The organism is Kitasatospora sp. NPDC050463 (assembly GCF_040655255.1).
In the GTDB taxonomy this organism is placed as follows: Bacteria; Actinomycetota; Actinomycetes; order Streptomycetales; family Streptomycetaceae; genus Kitasatospora.
In genome coordinates this window covers 1-19,626 of sequence record NZ_JBFAJO010000059.1, presented here as the reverse complement: position 1 = coordinate 19,626, position 19,626 = coordinate 1, and the positions used below count along the sequence as shown (strand labels likewise).

At 71.1% G+C, this 19,626-nt stretch carries 16 protein-coding genes, 1 pseudogene and 1 CRISPR repeat array; of the genes and pseudogenes, 9 read left to right on the top strand and 8 right to left on the bottom strand.

What is annotated here, in order from left to right; genetic code table 11:
- Window positions 1-84: 84 nt before the first annotated feature.
- Window positions 85-594 (bottom strand): phage tail protein, encoded by a 510-nt coding sequence (locus AB0J08_RS30060; RefSeq protein WP_360641001.1) that lies wholly within the window; start codon window positions 592-594, stop codon window positions 85-87.
- Window positions 595-631: 37 nt separating this feature from the next.
- The gene (locus AB0J08_RS30055; protein WP_360641000.1) at window positions 632-2,605 is read right to left on the bottom strand and encodes a phage tail sheath C-terminal domain-containing protein; all 1,974 of its coding nucleotides are present in this window, start codon (window positions 2,603-2,605) and stop codon (window positions 632-634) included.
- A gap of 400 nt (window positions 2,606-3,005) precedes the next feature.
- Here AB0J08_RS30055 and AB0J08_RS30050 point away from each other — a divergent pair, with 400 nt between their 5' ends.
- Window positions 3,006-3,539, top strand: a complete 534-nt coding sequence (locus AB0J08_RS30050) for a hypothetical protein (protein WP_360640999.1) — start codon at window positions 3,006-3,008, stop codon at window positions 3,537-3,539.
- 256 nt (window positions 3,540-3,795) lie between these two features.
- Here the strand turns inward: AB0J08_RS30050 and AB0J08_RS30045 are convergent, their stop codons facing one another.
- Both AB0J08_RS30045 and AB0J08_RS30040 read right to left on the bottom strand, forming a co-directional pair.
- The gene (locus tag AB0J08_RS30045) at window positions 3,796-4,173 is read right to left on the bottom strand and encodes a hypothetical protein (RefSeq protein ID WP_360640998.1); all 378 of its coding nucleotides are present in this window, start codon (window positions 4,171-4,173) and stop codon (window positions 3,796-3,798) included.
- Window positions 4,174-4,210: 37 nt separating this feature from the next.
- A complete protein-coding gene (locus AB0J08_RS30040; protein ID WP_360640997.1) occupies window positions 4,211-5,821 on the bottom strand; it encodes a restriction endonuclease fold toxin-2 domain-containing protein in 1,611 nt (536 codons plus the stop codon).
- Between the two features lie 1,131 nt (window positions 5,822-6,952).
- On the opposite strand from AB0J08_RS30040, the gene AB0J08_RS30035 reads away from it, so the two are divergent.
- The 3 genes from AB0J08_RS30035 (at window position 6,953) to AB0J08_RS30025 (ending at window position 8,600) form a co-directional block, all read left to right on the top strand.
- On the top strand, window positions 6,953-7,183 hold the full coding sequence (locus AB0J08_RS30035; RefSeq protein ID WP_360640996.1) for a hypothetical protein: 231 nt from the start codon (window positions 6,953-6,955) through the stop codon (window positions 7,181-7,183).
- A 169-nt stretch (window positions 7,184-7,352) separates the two neighbouring features.
- Window positions 7,353-7,643, top strand: a complete 291-nt coding sequence (locus tag AB0J08_RS30030; protein WP_360640995.1) for a hypothetical protein — start codon at window positions 7,353-7,355, stop codon at window positions 7,641-7,643.
- Window positions 7,644-7,783: 140 nt separating this feature from the next.
- A CRISPR array of direct repeats spans window positions 7,784-8,184; the repeat unit is 26 nt; unit sequence CCCCCGGGGCGACCGAGGATCGCAAC.
- 152 nt (window positions 8,185-8,336) lie between these two features.
- Window positions 8,337-8,600, top strand: coding sequence for a MarR family winged helix-turn-helix transcriptional regulator (locus tag AB0J08_RS30025; RefSeq protein ID WP_360640994.1), 264 nt, complete (start codon window positions 8,337-8,339; stop codon window positions 8,598-8,600).
- Window positions 8,601-8,616: 16 nt separating this feature from the next.
- Here AB0J08_RS30025 and AB0J08_RS30020 read toward each other — a convergent pair whose 3' ends face one another.
- Window positions 8,617-10,497 (bottom strand): NAD-binding protein, encoded by a 1,881-nt coding sequence (locus AB0J08_RS30020; protein WP_360640993.1) that lies wholly within the window; start codon window positions 10,495-10,497, stop codon window positions 8,617-8,619.
- A gap of 169 nt (window positions 10,498-10,666) precedes the next feature.
- A complete protein-coding gene (locus tag AB0J08_RS30015) occupies window positions 10,667-10,942 on the bottom strand; it encodes a hypothetical protein (RefSeq protein WP_360640992.1) in 276 nt (91 codons plus the stop codon).
- Between the two features lie 147 nt (window positions 10,943-11,089).
- Between AB0J08_RS30015 and AB0J08_RS30010 the strand changes: the two genes are divergently transcribed.
- Window positions 11,090-12,475 (top strand): amino acid permease, encoded by a 1,386-nt coding sequence (locus AB0J08_RS30010; RefSeq protein WP_360640991.1) that lies wholly within the window; start codon window positions 11,090-11,092, stop codon window positions 12,473-12,475.
- Between the two features lie 784 nt (window positions 12,476-13,259).
- Here the strand turns inward: AB0J08_RS30010 and AB0J08_RS30005 are convergent.
- Window positions 13,260-13,550, bottom strand: a complete 291-nt coding sequence (locus tag AB0J08_RS30005) for a hypothetical protein (RefSeq protein ID WP_360640990.1) — start codon at window positions 13,548-13,550, stop codon at window positions 13,260-13,262.
- A gap of 306 nt (window positions 13,551-13,856) precedes the next feature.
- Complete coding sequence (locus tag AB0J08_RS30000) at window positions 13,857-16,592, bottom strand: SpoIIE family protein phosphatase (protein WP_360640989.1); 2,736 nt, start codon at window positions 16,590-16,592, stop codon at window positions 13,857-13,859.
- 257 nt (window positions 16,593-16,849) lie between these two features.
- Between AB0J08_RS30000 and AB0J08_RS29995 the strand changes: the two are divergent.
- The 4 genes and pseudogenes from AB0J08_RS29995 to AB0J08_RS29980 all read left to right on the top strand — a co-directional run.
- Window positions 16,850-16,972: pseudogene (locus tag AB0J08_RS29995) on the top strand (family 1 glycosylhydrolase); the annotation flags it as partial.
- Between the two features lie 322 nt (window positions 16,973-17,294).
- Window positions 17,295-18,371, top strand: coding sequence for a PP2C family protein-serine/threonine phosphatase (locus AB0J08_RS29990; RefSeq protein WP_360640988.1), 1,077 nt, complete (start codon window positions 17,295-17,297; stop codon window positions 18,369-18,371).
- 270 nt (window positions 18,372-18,641) lie between these two features.
- The gene (locus AB0J08_RS29985; protein WP_360640987.1) at window positions 18,642-18,986 is read left to right on the top strand and encodes a hypothetical protein; all 345 of its coding nucleotides are present in this window, start codon (window positions 18,642-18,644) and stop codon (window positions 18,984-18,986) included.
- Window positions 18,987-19,303: 317 nt separating this feature from the next.
- Window positions 19,304-19,432: a universal stress protein gene (locus AB0J08_RS29980; protein ID WP_360640986.1), complete on the top strand. Its 129-nt coding sequence runs from the start codon at window positions 19,304-19,306 to the stop codon at window positions 19,430-19,432.
- Window positions 19,433-19,626 lie beyond the last annotated feature (194 nt).

Genomic DNA, 19,626 nt, shown 5'->3' with positions numbered 1-19,626 from the left:
TGGGCCGGGAGTCCCGTCCGGTCGGCCGGGCCGGGGACTGTCGCTGGCACACCGGCGGAGACGGGGAGCACGGGCGCGACCGGGTCAGCCGATCCGGGCCGGCCCGCGGTCGGCGGCCTCCGTCACCGCGACGTCGCGCTCGAACCACTCGAACTCCAGCTTGACGGTGGTGATCGCGACCGCGTTGGCCGAGGCGTCGAGGTCCGGCACGGCCTGGTAGTCGGCGACCCAGGCCCGGTAGAGGTTGTAGGAGAGGGCCTTGACGCCGGCCTCGTTGAACACGTCGACGGTGACGTTCTTGCGGAAGTCGCCGAGGTCCATCCGGCTGTGGCTGGCGAAGTCGTTGACCAGGTTGGCCCAGTCCTCGAAGGCCGTGTCGTAGGTGATGCCCGCTTCCAGGGTCACCGCCTCGTACTTCGTCTTGCCGGGGAGCTTGCGGGCGACGATGTTCTCGCCGGCCTCGCGCCACTCGGTCATCTCGGTGGAGCGTTTGAGGCCGGTCATCTTCGACAGACCGGCCACGTAGAGCCCGTCCCATTTGATCTTGAACCGGAAGTTGCGGTACGGGTCGAACCGGTTGGTGCTCGCACTCATGCGCATGGGATCCGGCCTCTCCTGTCTCGGCCGACGGTCACACCGCCGACTGGTCGACCTTCTGGCTGAGGGTGAACACGACGAACTCGGCGGGCTTCAGCGGGGCGAACCCGACGTGGAGGTTGACCACCCCGTTGTCGATGTCCTGCTGCGTGGTGGTCGTGGCGTCGCAGGCGACGAAGAACGCCTCGGCCGGCGTGGCTCCCTGGAAGGCGCCGGCCCGGAACTGCGTGAGCATGAACGCCCGGACGTTGAGCCGCAGTTGGGACCAGAGCGGCTCGTCGTTCGGCTCGAACACCGCCCACTGGATGCCCCGGTGGATACTGGCCCGTAGGAAGATGGCGGTCCGCCGGACCGGGATGTAGCGCCAGGCGGCGTCCGTGGCCGACGTGCGGGCGCCCCAGGCCACGATGCCGTACCCGGGGAAGCGGCGCAGCGCGTTGAGACCCACCGGATTGAGGACGTCCTGGTCGGCGTCCTGGAGGTCGTCGCAGAGTCCGAGTGCCCCGGTCAGGCCCGCCTCGGTGCCGGCCGGCGCCTTGAACACGCCGCGACTGTTGTCGATCCGGGCGTACAGCCCGGCGACGGCGCCCGAGGGCGGCACCGCGATGGTGGGGTTGCGGCCCTTGCCGATCGGGTCGGACACCCGGAGCCAGGGGTAGTACGCGGCGCCGAAGTCGCTCGGCGTGGACAGCGCGCGGACGAAGTCGCGGGCCTCGGTCCGGTCCCCGACGTCGGGCCGGGCCCCGGGCACCCGCGCGTCCACCGGGGTGATCACGCCCACGTCGGCGACGAAGAACGCGTCCTGGAGCGGGCGGTTGCGGCAGTACGCCATGCCCGCGCTGACAGTGAGGTCGTTGCCCGAGCCCGGGACGGCGATGATGTTTACGTCGGTCACGCCGTCGAAGGCGTGCAGACCCGACCCGCGGTCGGCCCGCCCGACGAAGTGGCTGTCGCCCGGCGCGGGCACCCGGCCGTCCGAGCCCGCCCCGGCCGACACGGCGCCGCCGGGGAAGGCGATGCCCGCGGGGAAGGCCGGTTGGGTGAAGGCGGCGGTCGTGTCGGCCGGGCGGGAGCCGGGACCGGCCACCGCGGGATCGGCGGCGCGGACCACCAGGTGCCGGGAGGCCGCGTTCACCTTGCGCTCGACGAAGTTGCCGAGAGCCGGATCCATGCTGAGGTTGTCGTGGCTCTCCACGACCCGGTCGTCCCGGAGCACTTGGAGGGAGAAGGTCGGGGGGTCGTCCGTGGCCGAGCCGACGGTGCGCACGCTGAGCGGTTGGCCGAGCGAGACGTGCGCCGACGCGGTGAAGAGGGCGGCGCCGTCCTCGTCGGTGAAGGTAAGGAGGTTCGACGTCGCGGTGGCGGCCGGCCGGGCGTCCGCGAAGGAGACCCCGTCCGGGACGACAGACTTCACGTACACGTACTGCGAGGCGCCGTTGACCGTGGTGTCGACGAAGCGTTCGCTGGCCGGGTCCATGCCGAGCCCGTCGAAGGACTCGACCGGAAGGCCTGCGTCGTACACGGTGAGCCGGAAGAGGTTCTGCGGGTCCGTGGTGCTCTCGGTGACGGCCAGCGCCACCGTGTTCGCCCAAGCCCCTGGCGAGCGGGCGACCACGGCGAGGGTCGGGCTGGTCCGCTCCTCGCGGTCGAGCAGCCCGACGCCGGCCAGCCGGGCGTTGCCCGTGTCGGAGCCGTAGCCCTCGGCGGGTTCGCCGTCGGTCACGACGCGGACGATGTAGGCGCGCCGGCCCCCGTTGTCGAAGAAAGCCTGAACGGCGTAGGCGAGGTAGCTATCGGTGCGGAAGCCGCCGAACAGGCGGGTGAACGCGGCGAAGCTGGTAACGAGCGGCGGCCGCGGCGGTTCACCGAAGGGCATCGCGAACCCCGGGACGGGCCCCTTGTCCGCGACCCCGACGAAGCCGGCCGTCGACGTGCTGACGCCCTCGATCGGCTTGACCGCCGAGGGGGCTTCGAGCACGTACACGCCCGGATGCAGCAACTCGGGCATCGGCCCTCCTCGGGCGCGCGGACTGCGGGCCTGGCACTGGATGCAGGCCTGGGTGACGCAGTGCTGACGCTCCGTGAGGAGACTGTCAAAGCCGCCCCGCGGAGTCAACGCTCGCCCTCGGCGCGGCGCCACCGACCTCACATACTGCGCCGGCCCTGCCGACCTGCGCGAACGGCCGGCTGTCCGGGGGCGTGGGTGCCCGGTGCGCGGGGTTCCGGGCCCCGACGCCGGGTCACCCACCGGAGCCGCGACACCAAACCGAACACCACCGAGCCAGGACGGCGGGGCAGGACGACGGACGGGCGGCCAGGGTTCGGCGGCGGTCGGCACGGCGGCAGCAACCCTGCGCAACCGCCGGGCGAAGGAGCCGCGCGGACTGGTCACCTCGGTCACCGACAGCGTGGCCGGTGAGTTCACTGCCAAGTACGGCCCTGACGGCCAGCTCGTCGAGCAGACATACCCCGGCGGCATAGTCCGCAAGGACACCGTCAACGCGGTCGGCGAGGCCACTGGCCGCACCTCCGACAACAAGGTGATCTGGGCGCAGAGCGCCGATATCTCCACCCAGGGCCAGGTGGCCAAGGACACCAGCTCCACCGCCACCCGCACCTACCAGTACGACCGGCTCGGCCGGCTGGTGAAGGCCGAGCAGAGCACGGTCACCACCGGCTGCGTCACCCGCCAGTACACCTTCGACGCCCACTCCAACCGCCTGTCCAAGCAGACCTCTCCGCGCGGGGCGACAAGCCGAAGGCCGCCACCCCGCCTGCGGGGTGGCGGCCTTCGTGCTGCTCAGAAGCCGGGGTGCTGGGGACCGTCGGGGACGATGAACCGGGCGCCCAGGTTGTCGTTGGGGGTTGAGGTAGACCAGCACGGTGAACCACACCGCCGCGGCCTTTGGGTTGCTCCGACGCGCAGCTGTGCCTGGAGGTGAGCTCTTGGCGGTGGTCCGGTCTGGGGGAGGGGCATGGCTGCTGGCCGGTCGCCGGTCGCCGGTCGCCGGTCGCCGGGCGCGGGCGCGGGTGACGGTGTCGGGGCGGGGTTCGGCGGCGCGTTCGCGGAGTGCGGAGCTGGCGGACGGGGCCGGTGCAGTCGCCGGGGTGGAGGTGAGCGCCGCCGGCGGGTGGTTGCCGACGGATGCGGCGGTCGCCGCGCTGGCGTAGCCCGGTGTGGTGGGTGAACCGCGGACGTCAGGTCTGGAAGGGGCGGAGGAGTTGGTGGATGCCGGCGGAGAGGTCGGCGTGGCCGATGTCGCCGGTGAAGTCGTCGGTCCAGAGCACCGGCTGGGTGGGGGCGAGCTGGAGGAGCAGGGTGAAGACGACGCGGAAGGGGAAGTCGAGGGGGTCCTGGTCGGCGAAGGAGAAGAAGGCGCGGTCGGCGAAGTAGGTGAGCTCGCGACTGTCGTCGCGGAAGGGGAGGGAGAGCTCGTAGGTGGTGAAGCGGGGGTCGGGCCCGCTGAGGCGGGCGTGGGGCCAGTGCTGCTGCAGGGCCCGGTCGAGCTGGTCGGGGGTGAAGTCCCAGGAGCCGCCCTGTTCCTGGTCCGGCATGACGAGGTACTTGCCGCTCACGGGATTCTTCCTTCCGGGTGGTCCGGCCGAGTTGGGGTTACTTCTCGATGCGGGTGCGGCCGGGAACGCTCTCGGCTGCCATGATCGCATCGAAGTAGGCGGCGGCCTTCTCGTCGTTGGTGATCACTTCGAGGTGGTTGATCGGTTCGTTGCGGGGGTCCTGGAAGGCGGAGGCGTACCGGCTGGCTTCCCACGTCTGGGCGGCGAGGACGTTCTCGTAGGCGATCGGGAAGACGTTGTCGACGTTCTCCAGCCGCAGGGGCGACTTGCAGCCAGGCTTCTGCCCGATGTACTTGCTGTCCACGGCCGCGCCGTCCTGGGGGCGGATGCCGTCGGCGTTCATGGTGAACTGGCTGCCGTCGGGCTTGTCGAGTGTGGTGTAGAGGCTGTACTCGGTACTGCCGGCGACCCGGATCTGGTACCTCCGCCGTTCCGCTTCCTCGGCCTTTGAGGCGTTCAGGGGGTCGTTCGCGGTCCACGACCGCCTCGGGTCGGTTGCGGCCTCGGCCTCGGCCATCCAAGCCGTCACCTGTGCCTGCTGGGCCGGAGTCAGGTCCTTGTAGGCGCTGTTCGGCTCGGGCGGCAGCGGTGGCAGTCCCGGTGTGACGGTGTTGACCACGGGCGGCTTGGCCGCGGCCATCGCATCGGTGGCGCCTGCCAGGACGACCGCGGTACCGGCCATGGCGGCTGCGGTCGCGGCGGCGCCGACCGGGATGAGGGCGGCCTCGGCGGCCTCGACAATCGCCGCGGCCTCGGCCAGGACCGCGAGTTCGGCACTGCCTTCGATCGCGGCCGTCATGGCGACGGCCGCCGTGCCCGCCTCGGCAACCAGAGCGGCCTCCCCGCCGGCGGCCGCGGCATCCGAGATGCCGAGCGTGAAGACCGTCAGGGCGATCCCGGCACCCGCGACGACCCCGGCGGCGATCGCGAGGTCCTCCAGGGTGTCGCGCAGGTCCTCGACCGCCTGCGCGTAGGCCTCGCAAGCCGTGCCGAGCTTGTAGGCGGCGTTGGTGATGCTGTTCAGCAGCGGTCCCGACGTCGCGCAGCCGTCGTGCACCTTCGCCCAGTTCGCGGCGAAGGAGTCGACGGCGCCGGACGTGCTGGAGGCGGTGACCTTCTGGACCCGCTTGTCGCCCTCCGTGCCGAGCCTGCTGATCAGCTCGGCCAGGCGCTTCCAGCCCTTGGCGGCCTGGCGCAGTCTGGTGGGGTCTGCCTGCGGCCAGAACTTGGCGAGGATGTCGTGCACGACGCCGCTGCCGGAGTGGCCCGCGGCTGACTGGATCCTCGCCCTGACCGGCTCCTGGTCGCATTGCGGGTTGGTGGAGGAAGCGGGCAGTTTCTGCGGGGACATCAGCTTGGCCGCGATGTCGGCGTCGGTCCTGACGTAGTTGACCGCCATCGTGTAGAGGCCGTTCGCGGTACCGCCGAGCTGGGCCACGACCTGGGCCATCGCATCGACCAGCTTCTGGGCGGCCGGATCGTACTTCGCCGCGAACTTCTTACCCGCGTCGTCGTCCCCGGCCATGCCGGCCACCGCGTCCAGCGAGCCGACCAGTCCCTGGTAGATCTGCCCCGCCCAGGCCTGCAGATCGGAGAAACCACCCGAAGCCACCAGCATGTCCGACGGCTTGACATGAAAACCGCTCACCGGCCACCCCCGAAACGCCTTGGGTACTCACCGTAGCAACGCCCCAGATCCCCTTGAAGCCCCTTCCTGCCGTCCCGTCAGGGTCTGTGCGCGACGAGGATTGGGTCCACCCGCTGCCCGGGCCCGCCCCCAACCTCCGCCCCCGTATCTCGGCAAGCCCGCCTGAGCCCTGGCCACCGCTCCCACCAGCCCGGCACCCCGCGCGCTCGACCGCCTCGTGGCCCACCTGCCCCGCACCGGCACCGTCCTGACGATTCCCGGGCCGAGGCCGGGCAAGCGGCCGCGGCTGGAGGTGAGCGCTAGGGGCGCGGGCAGTTGACCGGTCGGCGGGCGCGGGCGCGGGTGACGGTGTCGGGGCGAGGTTCCGCCGCCCGGCCGCGCACCGCGGAACCGTGGCTGCCTGACGCGACCTGCTTCGTCAGCCCGACGGAACCGGAGGCGGCGGTCCGGCCTAGGAGACGGACACGGACAGTTGACCGGTCGGCGGGCGCGGATGACGGTGTCGGGACGGCGGTCCGGGCGCGCGCGTGTAGCGGAGTCGTGGCTGCCGACGGGGCTGGCTCGCTCAGTGTGGTGGGGCGGGAGGCTGGGAAGGTCAGCCGGCGTGGAGGGCTGGGGTCCTGCGGGAGGGAAGGCAGGCAGGTTGCCCGGCGAGATGAGCGGAGAGTGGTCGCACCCTGTAGGGGTGCGCCACCCTCGTGGGCGCCGCGCTGCAACGCGGTGGTGCCCGATCCCTGTTTCGTGGTGCAGCCACTACGCCAGGGGAGCCCGGCTCGGTGGCCGGAATTAGCGCTGCAACGAGGGTGACACTTTAAGGTGCGGGTCGGCAATGCCACCGGGCCGAAAGTGAATGAACTCCCGGCGTTTACCCGGCCTGATCTGGGCTTACGCAGAGGAGTGAACTTTGATCGTGGTCTCTCGGACACCTTTTCGGGGCAATTCCCTGGCGGCATCTGAATCAATCGCCGAGCTACGTGCGATACGGATTGTGATCGCTGTGTCACTGGTGAGAGGATCACACCGGTTCGACGCCCAAGGGGTCTGCAAGCCCCTGTCGGACCTTACTTGGTGCAGCCCGCGTCAGTCGCGTCCGTCCGCGGACGCGACTGATACCGATCAAAGGGAGCCGTGATGCGCTCGACCAGTCGTCTTTCCTCGCCTGTCCCGGACTGCTCGTCCCGTACCCTGACCGGGCCCGAGGCCGTCCTCATCGTCGTCATCGTGCTCCTCGCCGGCGCCCTGGCCGCCATCGGGCTGCCGATGTACGGAGTCCTGGAGTTCACCGGCGCTCTCGTCTACCTGGCCTGCCGGACCGTCAAGGGACTGCGCGGCCCTCATCCGGCCTCCATCGACACCATCTGATCGGCCGTGGGACGGCGTGAGAGCGCCGTTGCCGCGGACACGAAGGAACTCGAGACCCTGGCGCTGTGGCTGCGTGCCCAGCGCCAGGGCCTCGGTCTCACGTACACGGCAATGGCCGCCAAGACCGAGTTCTCCTCCTCCATGCTCTCCCGAGCCGCCAGCGGGCACGGTGCCCTCGCTACGGATCGTCGAGGCCTATGCCCGGGCCTGCGGAGCCGACCTGCGCACCGCCCGAGCCCACTGGAAAGCCGCCCGCTGGGCCGAGCAGAAGTGTCTCCACAAGGAGAACGCGGATGCGACCACCGGCTACATGGGCAGCGACATCACGGCCAGCCTTCACACCATGCTCGCCACCCTTCCCCAGCTCATCGACACCTTCGGCCCCCACGACGGCTTCAACGACGTACAAACCCTTGGAGTTGCCCACGTCCAGCCTCACCGCGAAGACTTGGTGTTGTGACATCGCCCTCCTTCGGAACCTGAAGTACACGCATGCCACGCGAACCGCACCGAAGCCTGATGTCCGAATTGGGCCGATCTGTCGGCTGGTGGCACTCAAGCAGGCGATACATGACTGCGGCCCTGGCCTGGTCACGTACCGTGGCGGTCGCCCCCGGGGCGACCGAGGATCGCAACTACATCGACCCCGACGACGGCGAGATCAAGGTCCCGGGTGGCGGTCGCCCCCCGGGGCGACCGAGGATCGCAACATGCTCACCAACACCCACGACACCTCCGAGGTCCGTCGTGGCGGTCGCCCCCGGGGCGACCGAGGATCGCAACCCCACCGTCCACTTCACGCTCACCACCGGCCCCGACGGTGGCGGTCGCCCCCCGGGGCGACCGAGGATCGCAACTCATGCCCGAGGAGTCTCCCGTGTCCGACCTCATCGTGGCGGTCGCCCCCGGGGGCGACCGAGGATCGCAACACCATCTTGGACAACGGGCACGTCATCCGGAAGCACGTGGCGGTCGCCCCCGGGGCGACCGAGGATCGCAGCACCGGGCGGTCTCTCGTCCCGGGAGGAACTGGGGAGGTAGTCGGCTTAAGTCTCCACCCCCGCTCGATCCGGACGGCCGTGCGGCGTGGCGGCCCGATGAGCATGTCCTGGCTGGCCGGGTACCTCGCGGTGATCAGTCCACCGCATTGCGGATGATCGAGAGGCTGGTCGCCGTCGGCGTGGTGGCCAGGGAAGGCAGCAGTGAGGACCGTCGGGAGGTGCGGACCGCGTTGACCGGGGCCGGGGCCCGGACAGTCGCCGACGCGGCCGACCGATGGCGCGAGGAGATTGCCCACATCGTCGCCTCGATGCCCGCACACCAGCGGGCCGGAGTGATCGACGCCCTGCACAGATTCGCGGAGGCCGTCGGCGGGCCGTCGGTGCAGGTCCGCCAGGTGGACGTGCTCGGTTGGTGACGTCCCGGCCGGCGGCTCAGGGCGTCGTGGTGTCCGGACGTAGGAGCAGCCCGAGCCCCTCGCGGGTCGCCGCGACCACGACCAGGTCACCGTCGACGAGCATCCGTGTCTCCACCGGTGTCCAGAGGAGTTCGGGCGTGGCGAGGTAGGGGTTGGCGAGGTCGGGAGTGCGTTCGGGCGGGTCGACGAGGTCGACGGCGAGGACGCGCCAGTGGCCGGGGCGCTGAGCCTCGGCCACCGTGCGGCCGGACAGGTACGGGTTTCCTGATACCTGGACGGCGGCGACCAGCACGACCTGGCGGCCGACGGCGAGGGCGCCGATCACTTGGCGGCCCATCATCGCCGAGGCGAACGAGGGCGCGGCGAGGAAGGAGACGCTCCGACTCCGAGTGGCGGCGCGAGGGTAGGAGTCCCGAAGCGCCTGGTAGATGTCGCCGGCGAAGTCGTCGTCGAACAGCCGCAGCACCACACGCAGTTCGGGGTTGCACTCTCGTCCGTACAGGGCTGCTTCGAGATTGGTGCCGTCGTCGCTGGTGAGCGTCATCAGGGCAGACGCCCGGTGCACCTTGGCGGCTTCCAGGACGCCCTCTTGGGTCGCGTCCCCGAGGACCACGGGCACGCCGTAGGAGCGGGCCCGGGCGATACCCAGGGCGGTCGGCTCGGCCTCGACGCAGACCACGGGCACCTCCAACTCCCACAGCCGCTCCAGCACTCGGCTGCCTACCCGTCCGAGCCCCACCAGCACGATGTGCCCGGACAGTCCGCGTGGCGGCCGGCGCAGCGCGGAAACGGTACGGAACGCCCCGAGCGCCTCCAGCGCGAGGGCGATCAGCAGGGGCATCAGCAGCATGCCACTGACGGAGGTCAGGATCTGCAGCACCTTTCGGCCCGGCCCCGCCTCGTCGGCCGGATCGGCGATCCCGAGCACGTCCAGTGTGGTCAGCCACGCGGCTCGGGTGGGGGACTGCCCGGTGAGCGCCCACGTCAGCGCCGCGAACACGATCACCAGCGCGGCCAGCCCGGTCAGCGCCCACCGCAGGCGCGGCGAGAACAGCGTGGAGAACGGCAGAGCCGACAGGCCGGGAAGCCGACGCGTCCGAGCCGGCGGCTGTGTCCGTCCGAGCAATTCAAGTACCACCCGCTCGGACTCCTGCGCCACCGACTCGGGGTCCGGCAGGAGGGCGCCCTCGGGCTCCGGGTGGGCACCACCGGGCGTGACGGCGAGGGTCGCAACTTCCTGCCCGCGCGCGGGCGCGGCGGGCGACACGACGGACAGGCGCAGTAGCCGCCCGTCGACGTGCACCACATGGCCGCGTCCGGCCACGGCGGCCGCCACGAGCGCGGGGGCGGCGGTCGCGGACGCCGACAGCACGGTGGTGGACGCCTGCAGGGCCGCCGGCGACAGCCCCGGGTGGTGGGTGGCGGCCGCACGGTCCAGCAACTGCTCGATCCGGCCGCCGAGGCGGCGGTTGTAGACGCGCAGCACGAGCCGCAGCCCTGGGTTGATCCGCCGGGCGCGCAGGCCCGCCTGGATGTTGGCCTGGTCGTCGTCCGACGTCAGCGCGAGCGCTGCGGCCTCACCGACGCCGACGGCCCGCAGCGTCGCTTCATCGGGTTGCTCGGCCTCGACGGCCGTGACGCTCACCCCTTCGTCGGCGGCCAGGGCGGCGATGTGCGGACCGTGTCCGCGACGCAGGGACGGCAGAACGACGGTCACCCGCTGGCCGTAGAGCGTCGCGAGTTCGACCGCGAGCCGGTGCGCGAGGGCGTCGTCGCCGAAGACGACCATGTGTCCGGTCGGAGCGTCGCCTGCCGGGCCGGCCTGCGTGGGCACCGTTGCGGGCCGGCCCGTGGCCGGCTCGGTCTCGGCGGACTGCTGGAGGGAATGGGTGGACATCGCGCCAGTCTGCCCGGCCGTATTCACGGGCCGGCTACCGGTCGGAAATCGTTGACGAACCGTCATTCACATGGCTCGCGGGCGCGGCGGTCGGTCAGGACGCGCGGCACCGCTCGTGGGATGCCCGGCCCGGCCGGTTTGCGGCTGCCCCGGGAGCTGCGAGCTGAGGTCATCCGCTCTGTTGCGGTGTCGGTGCCGTGAGGGCGGGAGTGGGGTCCGAATCGCGTCGGGCGATCGCTACGGCGCGTGGCCGGTGGTCGGCGAACACACCGGCGTCACTGGAGCGCAGGCCGATGAGGTCGAACAACAGGGGGCGACAGCCCTGCCGGATGAGCCGGAGCTGGCGCTCGCGCGCGGCATCGACCGCCGGCAGGTCGAGATCGCCGCTGGTGTGCAGCGTCGTCCAGCCGTGCCGTTCACCGTGAGTCACGTTCGCTGCGCCCACGTGGGGCCTCGGTGGAGGGCGAAGTCCTTAACGCGTTCTTGACGCCTTCCTGTCGCGTTCTTGACGTATCGTTTCCGCTCGGTGAGCCGGGAAGCCTGGTCGGCACAGTGATCGACGACGTCCTTCGGTGAAAGGCCCGCTCCCGTGATGTCTCCCGCTACCGCCACACCCGCCCCGTCGGCTCCGTCCGGCCGCGGGCCCCGGCGCTCGGTTCTCTTCTTCGCCTTCGCCTTCGCCGTGATCGCGGATCCGGTCTCCTCGGTCGCCTACGCGATCGAGGCAGCCCTGCACGCCCTGCACGGCGACCTCGCGCTGCTGCTGCCGACCATGGGCCTGGTGGTCGGCCTGGTCGTGGTCGTCACCGCCAACTACTGGCAGCTGGTGCGCCGCTTCCCCAAGGGAGGCGGCGCCGCAGCGGCGGCCGGGCGCGCCTTCGGGCCCCGGTGGACGTTCCTGCCGATCGGCGCCCTCGTCGTCGACTTCGTCCTCACCATCGGCATCTCCATCTCCGCCGCCACGAGCGCGGTGATCGCGCTCGCCCCCGGTCTGGCCCCGGTCCGCATACCGCTGGCACTGGTGCTCCTGGTCGTCGTGGCCGCACTCACCTGGTTCGGGCACGGCGGCAGGCTCCTGTTCGCCGGGATGACCGTCGTCTTCGTCGTGGTCGCCGTCGCCGTCGTCGTCCTCGGCTTCACCTCCCCGCACGCCGTCGGCACCGCCCCGGCCCACACCGACCCGGGCCGCTCGGCCGCACTCGCCGTCGTGCTCGCCTTCCCCGTCGCCATGGCCCTGGCCACCGGGGTGGAGGCGCCGTCCACCGCGATCGCCCAGCTCGGCCAGCTCGACGACGACCACCGCCGCCGCTTCGGCCGCGGCACCCTCGCCCTGCTGCTGGTCATCGTCGGCGGCCTCACCCTCGCGCTCACCGCCCTCGCCGTGGAGCTCCACATCGGCCTGCCCGGCGCCGACTCCACCCAGATCGCCGACATCGCCCACGCCGCCGCCGGCCCCGGCTGGCTCTACGGCGCCTTCCAGCTCACCAGCTCCCTGCTCCTGCTCGCCGCCGCCAGCTCCTCCTTCCAGGCGGGCCCCGGCCTTCTCAAGGCCCTGGCCGGAACGGCGAAGGACCCCGGCGTCCTGCCCGCCGTACTCGGCCGGACCAACAAGCACCACACCCCGTACTGGTCCGTCGTGGTCTACCTGGCCGCAGCCGCCGTGATCATCGTCGCTGCGGCCGGCCGGGAGCAGGAACTGGTGCTGTTCTACGCCGTTTCGGTCTTCGTCAGTTTCCTGGTCGGACTGCTCGCCATGACCCGCTTCGCGCGCGGTGAACGCAAGCCCCTCGTCGCCGCCGTCAACGCCCTCGCCGCGGCGGCCGTCGCCTTCACCCTCGTGGTGAACCTGATGCGCGGCTGGCCGGTGCTGTCCCTGGTCGCCACCCTGCTGATCGGCGGTGGCCTGTACATCTGCTGGGTCCGCGCCGGCAGCCCGAACGGCATCGAGGACGTGGAGCGCCAGGCCGAGACGGTCTGAGGCGCCGGCGGTCTCCAACTGCATCCAGGAGACCGCCGGCACCGTCGATGGTGCGGGCAGTGCGGCCGAACTACCACTCACGGTAGTAGGCCTCTGTCGGCTGCCGGACGTGTGCCCGTTGGCGACGGCCGAGAGGGCCTCTCGATGGCGCGGTCCGCAGCATCCGCGCCCCGGAGACTGAGCAGAAGACAGGGTGTTCGATAAGTCCGCAGCCCATCACCAGTGGTTCAATCGCCAGCCGATTGCGTGTGGACGGGCTGCCTTGCGTTCAGCATCGGGGTGCCGCAGTCGCCTCCGCTGCCAAGGCGGTCTGTCCTTGCCGGCTTTGCTGGCCGACGAGTCGTTGCCACCGGCGTGGGAGCCAAGCTGGTCGACCATCCCGCGGTCTCGCTCGACCTCCCGTTCCTCGCGAGGTGGCCTCGATCGGTTCGCGCGGGTGGGATCCCTCGGCGATCGGTGTGCCTGATGCCAGCTCGCGGACCTTGTGGGATCCCCGGCCGACGAAGATCGCACCCAGACGGCGATGCCGACCGCGATGCCGACCTGCCGGAAGGTGTCGCTGATACCGCCCGCCATGCCGCTCCTCTCCTTGGATACCACGCTCACCGCGACATCTGGGGTATTCGAGGCTTCCGTCGCGGTCAGGTTCCCCTCGGGGACTCGTGACCGCGACCCTGGCCAATTCCGTGACCACGAAGCCTGAGAAGTGGGGGAATTCGCTGACCGTTCACAGGGGAAGAGGTCCGGGGCCACCCGTATCGGCTCCGGACCGCCGCCTGTCATTTCATTGCGTCATCCCGAAGATGAGCAGACGGTCCAGGAGCAGCGACGAGAGGGCGGGGCGGCTGAGGGTTTCGGGTTGCATGTATGCGCGGGCCACGACCCGGATCGTGCTCATGTCGACGGGCCTGTCGGTGCCGTATCGCGCGCAGAAGTCGGTGGTGGCGGAAGGGAGCGCGGTCACGTGCGGCCCCGAAGGTCCGTTGCTGCCGGCGCGACTGAACGCCCAGGCGTACAGCTTGTCCGCGTCCGGCTGGTCGGGAACGAAGTCACGCGCGCTCCCATGGCTGCGCACTGCTCTCGGGAGCGATGGCAGGGTATTCGACGGGCGGGGTGGTCTTCGCCAGTGGTTCAGCCGGTGGCCCGACCAGGCGTTCTCGGACGGTCTCGGCGGCCGTCCCAGGGACCGACCGCCTGCCGTCACCCAAGTGCTGCGGAACCCGGAACGTGGCGTCCGTGTTCGACGCGCGGCCCGGCGCCATCCGGGCCCGGGCCCACCGGGCTTGTCGGCCGCACCGGGGGAGCCGCCGGCCGGATACGCCCTGGTGGCGTCGATCAGGTCGCCGAAGACGTTCTCCGCGGGGCGAGCCGTCGGCGCCGGTCAGGACGATGGCCGCGGGACGGCCGCGGGCTCTTCCCGACGCTGATCGGCCAGGGCCCGGACGGATGCGGGGAAGGGCTGCTCCGCCCAGATGATCTTGCCGAGGGGGGTGTACCGGGTGCCCCAGCGCTCGGTGAGCTGGGCAACCAGGAACAGGCCGCGGCCGCCCTCGTCCGTGGTCGCCGCGTACGTCAGGTGCGGCGAGGTGTTGCTGCCGTCCGACACCTCGATGATCAGGCTGCGGTCGCGTAGCAGCCGTACCCGTACCGGCTCCGAGCCGTACCGGATGGCGTTGGTGACCAGCTCGCTGAGGGCCAGTTCGGTGGCGAAGGCCAGCTCGCTCAGGCCCCACTCGTCCAGCGTCGCGGCGCTCCACGCACGGATGTCGGCGACGGCGGCCGGGTCGGACGGCACGTCGCGCTCGACGACCTGCTCCGGGGCGAGCACCTTGGTCTTCGCGATCAGCAGTGCCACGTCATCCTGCGGATGGGCCGGCAGCAGGGCGTCGAGCACGGCCTGGCAGCTCTCCTCGGGCTGCCGGTGGCGCTGCAGGAGCGCCGCGCGTAGCAGCTCCATGCCTACGTCGAAGCCCCGGGTACGCTCCTCGATCAGCCCGTCGGTGTAGAGCACGATCTGGGTGCCCTCGGCCAGCTGCACCTGGGCCGTCTCGTACGGCATCCCGCTCGCTCCCAGCGGCGGTCCGGTCGGCAGTTCGGGGAACTCGACGCTGCCGTCGGGCCCGACCAGTGCGGGCGGCGGGTGGCCGGCGGTCGCGATGGTGCAGAGGCGGGAGGTCGGGTCGTAGATCGCGTACAGGCAGGTGGCTCCGGTGACGCCAGTGCCGGTGCCGCTGTCGGTCTCCTCCTGGTCGATACGGTTGACCAGCTCGTCGAGGTAGCCGAGCAGCTCGTTCGGTGCGACGTCGAGGGCGGAGAAGTTGTGCACGGCGGTGCGCAGCCGGCCCATGGTGGCGGCGGCGTGCAGCCCGTGGCCGACCACGTCGCCCACCACCAGGGCGACTCGGCTGCCGGGCAGCGGGATCACGTCGAACCAGTCGCCGCTTACTCCGGACTGCGCGGGCAGGTAGCGGTGTGCGACCTCGAGCGCGCTGTGGTCCGGCAGGGCACGCGGCAGCAGGCTGCGCTGCAGGGTCACGGCCATGGCGTGCTCGCGGGTGTACCGGCGGGCGTTGTCGATGTTGACGGCGGCCCGAGCGACCAGCTCCTCGGCCAGCGACCGGTCCTCGTCGTCGAAGGGTTCGGGCTTCTGCGACCGCCAGAAGTTGACGACGCCCAGGATGATGCCGCGGGCCTTCAGCGGGGTGGTGATCAGCGTGTGCACGCCGTAGTCCAGGATGCGCCCGGTCCGCTCCGGGTCCTGGGCCTGCCAGCCGCGCGCGACCTCCAGATCGGGGACGACCTGCGAGCGGCCGCTGTCGAAGCCGCGGGCCATCGGGGAGGACGGGATGAAGGCGGTCAGCCGGCCGCGCGGGTAGAACGGGTGGTCGTCGCGGATGCCGTGGACGGCGGTCCGGCGCAGGTTGACGGCGCCACCGGTGGGCTCGTCGCCCTGCAGCACGGGGTCGGCGAGGTCCACGGTGACGAAGTCCGCGAAGCCGGGCACCGCGACACGAGCCAACTCCTCGGCAGTGTGCTCGACGTCGAGGGTCGTGCCGATGCCGACGCCGGCCTCGTAGAGCAGGGCCAGCCTGCGGCCGGCCACCTCAGCCTTGCCGGACAGCGCGAGAAGCTCCGTGGAGTCGCGGATCGTCGCGACCGTTCCCATGGCGCGGCTGCGGGGGTCGGTCGGCCGCTGGTTCACTGCGATGAGCCGGTCGTCGACTCGGTGCAGCTCGTCCGTGACCACCCTGCCCGACAGCAGCAGCTTTGCCGCGTCGGGGTCGAGTCCCTCGAGATCGCCCAGGTGCCGCCCCTCGGCCTCGGCCGGCAGGCCCAGCAGCTCGCGAGCCTCGTCGTTCGCCAGGAGCAGCCGCCCGTCCTGCCCGACGATGACCACGCCCTCGCGCACCGCGTGCAGGACGGCGTTGTGGTGCTCGTAGATGCGGGCCAGTTCGCCCGGATCCATACCGTGCGTCTGGCGCTTCAACCGCCGGGCGATCAGAGCGGTGCCGGTCGTGGCCACCGCGACGGCGGCGGCGCCGGTGCCGAGGATGAGCGGCAGCTGCCGGTTGTGGGCGGCGGTGACGTTCTTGACCTTGAGCCCCGCCGACACCAGGCCCGCGACCGATCCGTCCGGAGCGGTGACCGGCGCGACCGCTTGGACCTCGTGGCCGAGCGGACCGTGCACGCTCTCGGTGTAGATCTGGCCGGCCAGGGAGGGGCCGATGGTGCCGACGAACTGCTTGCCGATCCGGTCCGGCAGCGGGTGCGTGTACCGGATGCCCTGGTCGTTCATGACGACGATGAAGTCGACGCCGGCCTGCGCGCGCGTCGCCTCCGTGATCGGCTGGAGAATTGCCGTCGGATTGGGCGACTTCAGTGCGGCGAGTAGGCCCGGTGAATGCGCGAAGGTTTCCGCGACGGCCACAGACCGGTTCTTCGCCTCGGAATCGCTGCTCCTCCGCGACTCGAGGACCTGCGCGAGGATCGCCCCGAGGACGAGCAGTACCACGACCACGAGTTCCAGGGCGAATACCTGTGTGGCAACGCTCCGGCGATTTCTCGTGCTCAGTGCCTTCCTGAATACTTTCCGTGATCGATCCGCTTGTTCGACCATGCTCCCATTTCTAACACCACGCAGGCCTTGTTCCGTCGGGTCGTCTCGCTGTCCGGATGAAAATCGGTACACGGATGAAGAGGGCGGCGAGGTGGAGCGGCGGCGGATGTCCCGGCAGTGCGGGGTTCCGAAACGGAGCTGAACCATCGCCGCAGCCTGACCGGTTCGCCGAGTTCGTCGCGTACCACCTGCGAGGACCGCGAGTCCGGCGAGGCGCACAACCACCTCGGCAACGGAGGCGTCTTCTGACGGGCCCGGGGCACCACCAGCGCTTCGGCCTGCTGCACGTCGACTTCGAGACACAGGTTCGCAGGCCCAAGGCCTTGTACGCCTGGCACCGCGACCTGATCGCTGTCCAACGTTCCAACCATGCAGCGTAGTCGAGCGGGGGCCGTCGCCAGTGGTTTGCTCGGTGGCCCGACCAGGAGCGAGGCCGGGTCAAGGGCAGGTGCGTGAGCTTCATCGGGCGCCCGATGCCACCGGCTCCCCGACGCCACCGACTCTGCTCGCCGATGACGGACGGGGGCCGGGAGACTGAACCGGATTCGGAGGGGTGGGTGGCTTGCGCTCCGCCGTACGGGCGGACGGCCACGAACTCCGCGCGTGCCGGATGCATCGCCCATGTGCGCGGCGCAGAGTTGAGGACATGGACATCGAACGGCGCTCGGCCGGCGAGCAGCCCGGGGGCGCACCCCGGCCCTGGTGCTGGTAACGATCGCCCTCGTCGTGGTGCTCACCGTGGCGATTCTCCAGTCGCCCGCCTCGACCCGTCTCGGCCCGCTGCTCGTGATCGCCCCCGCGTTGACCCCCTCCTTTGCCGGGCCCCGGGGCACCGCAGCCGTCGGAGCGCTCACCGTCGCCGCCGGCCTCCTCATCGCCCTCCTTCGCGGCGGCCTGACCAACGGCGACCACCTGGCACAGCTCGCCGCGCTTGCCACGCTGTCGATGATGATCGTGCTCTTCACGGTGGTCCGTGAACGCCGCAACCGGCAGCTCGCCCGCGCCCAGTCGGTGGCCGAAGCCGCCCAGCGCGCTCTGCTGCGCCCGATTCCCGAACGGATCGGCTCCCTGCAGATCGCCACCATGTACCTGGCTGCGGAGTACGAGGCACAGATCGGTGCCGACCTGTACACCGCGACCCGCAGTGGCGACGGGGCGCGGATGATCATTGGAGACGTCCGCGGGAAGGGCCTGGCCGCCGTCGGAGAATCCGCCCTGTTGCTCAGTGCCTTTCGCCTCATCGCCGCACAGCACGCCACGCTGCCCGATCTCGCCTCCACGCTGGACCGCAACGTCAGCCGGTACCTGCTCGACTTCGCCCAGACGGACAGCGAGACAGCCGAGCACTTCGTCACGGCCCTGTTCCTCGACATCCCCGACGACGCCCCGGTGGCGCGCCTGACCAACTGCGGACACCCGCCACCGCTGCTCCTGCGCCACGATCGCGTTGTCTGCCTCGACGGCGCGGCCGCACCGCCGCTTGGTCTCGGCACCCTGGTGGCGGACGACTACCCGGATGACACGGTCCCCTTCGAGGTCGGGGACACCCTCCTGCTGTACACCGACGGCGTGATCGAGGCCCGTGACCGGTCCGGCGTGTTCTACCCTCTTGCCGAACGCGTCGCCCGCTGGAACGGCTGCACACCGGAGGCACTGGTCAGCCACATCCGCCGCGATCTGCTGGCCCACGCCGGCGGGCGCCTCGGGGACGACGCGGCCGCCGTTGCCATCCGGCGCACGGCAGGGCAGCCCGGCCAAGGTCTGCTCGGGCTGCTGTAGGGAGCCACGCGGGGCGCCTCGTCCCGCCACGTCCCACCGTCGAGGCCGGCGGAGGCCGGTTCAGAGCCCTGGCCTGTACGGCAGTGTCACCCCCACGGTCGCGGCCCAGATGTCGTCCTTCGAGGCCGTGGGCGCGACCGCGCTGCCCCACGCCAGCGCCAGCCGTGTCGGTGACGTCCGGCGCGTTCAGCGCGTCCGGGGGCCCCTGCACGGGCGTGGACCGGGTCGCTCCGTGGTCCAGCGAGAACGACAGTCATCCCCGGCCAGGTCGTGCAGCCGATCGCCGCCGAGCGCGACGCCTTCGCGGACCGGGTGGACACCCTCACGTACGTCGCCAAGCGTCACAAGGAGGGATACCTGGACGCGGTCCGGGACGTGCAGCGACTCAAGGCCCGTGTCGCCGAGCTGGAAGCGGAGGTGACGCAGCTGCGTGCCCCCGGTGTCGTGGTCGCCCGCCCGGGGGCGGGGATCGACGAGGAATCGGCGGCCGGCGAGCCGGCCCAGTCTCTTCGGGACCGGCTCCGCGCCAGGTACCCTGCGACCGCAGAGGCGCTGGACTGCCGGGATGCCGGGGCCGATCCGACCCGGAACGCCGAGGACTGCCCGCATTGTTAGAACGACCTGTCGTACCCGTGGAGCTGCCCCGGGCGCGTCCGGCCCTCCTCGCTCCAGTAGACGTCCTGCAGGTCGAGCAGCAGCGCAAACTCGTCCGCGATCACCACCGATGACCGATCCTCCCGTTCCCGAGCCGGTCGGCCCGATCGTGGTCGGTACGGACGGTTCGGCCCCAGCCCGGCAGGCTGTGACCTTCGCCCTCCGTTAGGCCCAGTTGCGCGGTACCGGCCTGCGGGCCGTCTGCGCGTAGGAGTACACCCCCACCCGGCACTCCGGCTCAGGTCCTCCTCGAAGCGAGCAAGGACGCCTGCCTGCTCGTGGTCGGCTCCCGCGGATCGGGTGCCTGGGGACGCCTCACCCTCGGCTCGACCAGTACCGAGATCGTCCACCACGCCCGCCTCCCGGTCGTTGTCGTCCCTGCGGAACACGACATCGCACCTTCCTGAACGCCGACTCCGACCACGGCGCCGCAGGCGGCCCCCGGCGAGGCCGCATCGAGCGTGGCGGCCGGTCCGTGGCGCCGACGGTGCTGCCGCCGGCGGGACTGAGGTGTCCCCTGGAGTGTGGACACAGGGGTTTCATGCCGCGAGGGAGAGTTTAGCCGGGGCGTGGTGCCGCTGTTCGAACTCGATGGGTGGGA

Excerpts from the sequence above, each read along its gene's own strand:
- AB0J08_RS30060 (WP_360641001.1), bottom strand. The coding sequence starts at position 594 with ATGAGTGCGAGCACCAACCGGTTCGACCCGTACCGCAACTTCCGGTTC.
- AB0J08_RS30055 (WP_360641000.1), bottom strand. The coding sequence starts at position 2,605 with ATGCCCGAGTTGCTGCATCCGGGCGTGTACGTGCTCGAAGCCCCCTCG.
- AB0J08_RS30035 (WP_360640996.1), top strand. The coding sequence starts at position 6,953 with ATGCGCTCGACCAGTCGTCTTTCCTCGCCTGTCCCGGACTGCTCGTCC.
- AB0J08_RS30025 (WP_360640994.1), top strand. The coding sequence starts at position 8,337 with ATGATCGAGAGGCTGGTCGCCGTCGGCGTGGTGGCCAGGGAAGGCAGC.
- AB0J08_RS30020 (WP_360640993.1), bottom strand. The coding sequence starts at position 10,497 with ATGTCCACCCATTCCCTCCAGCAGTCCGCCGAGACCGAGCCGGCCACG.
- AB0J08_RS30010 (WP_360640991.1), top strand. The coding sequence starts at position 11,090 with ATGTCTCCCGCTACCGCCACACCCGCCCCGTCGGCTCCGTCCGGCCGC.
- AB0J08_RS30000 (WP_360640989.1), bottom strand. The coding sequence starts at position 16,592 with ATGGTCGAACAAGCGGATCGATCACGGAAAGTATTCAGGAAGGCACTG.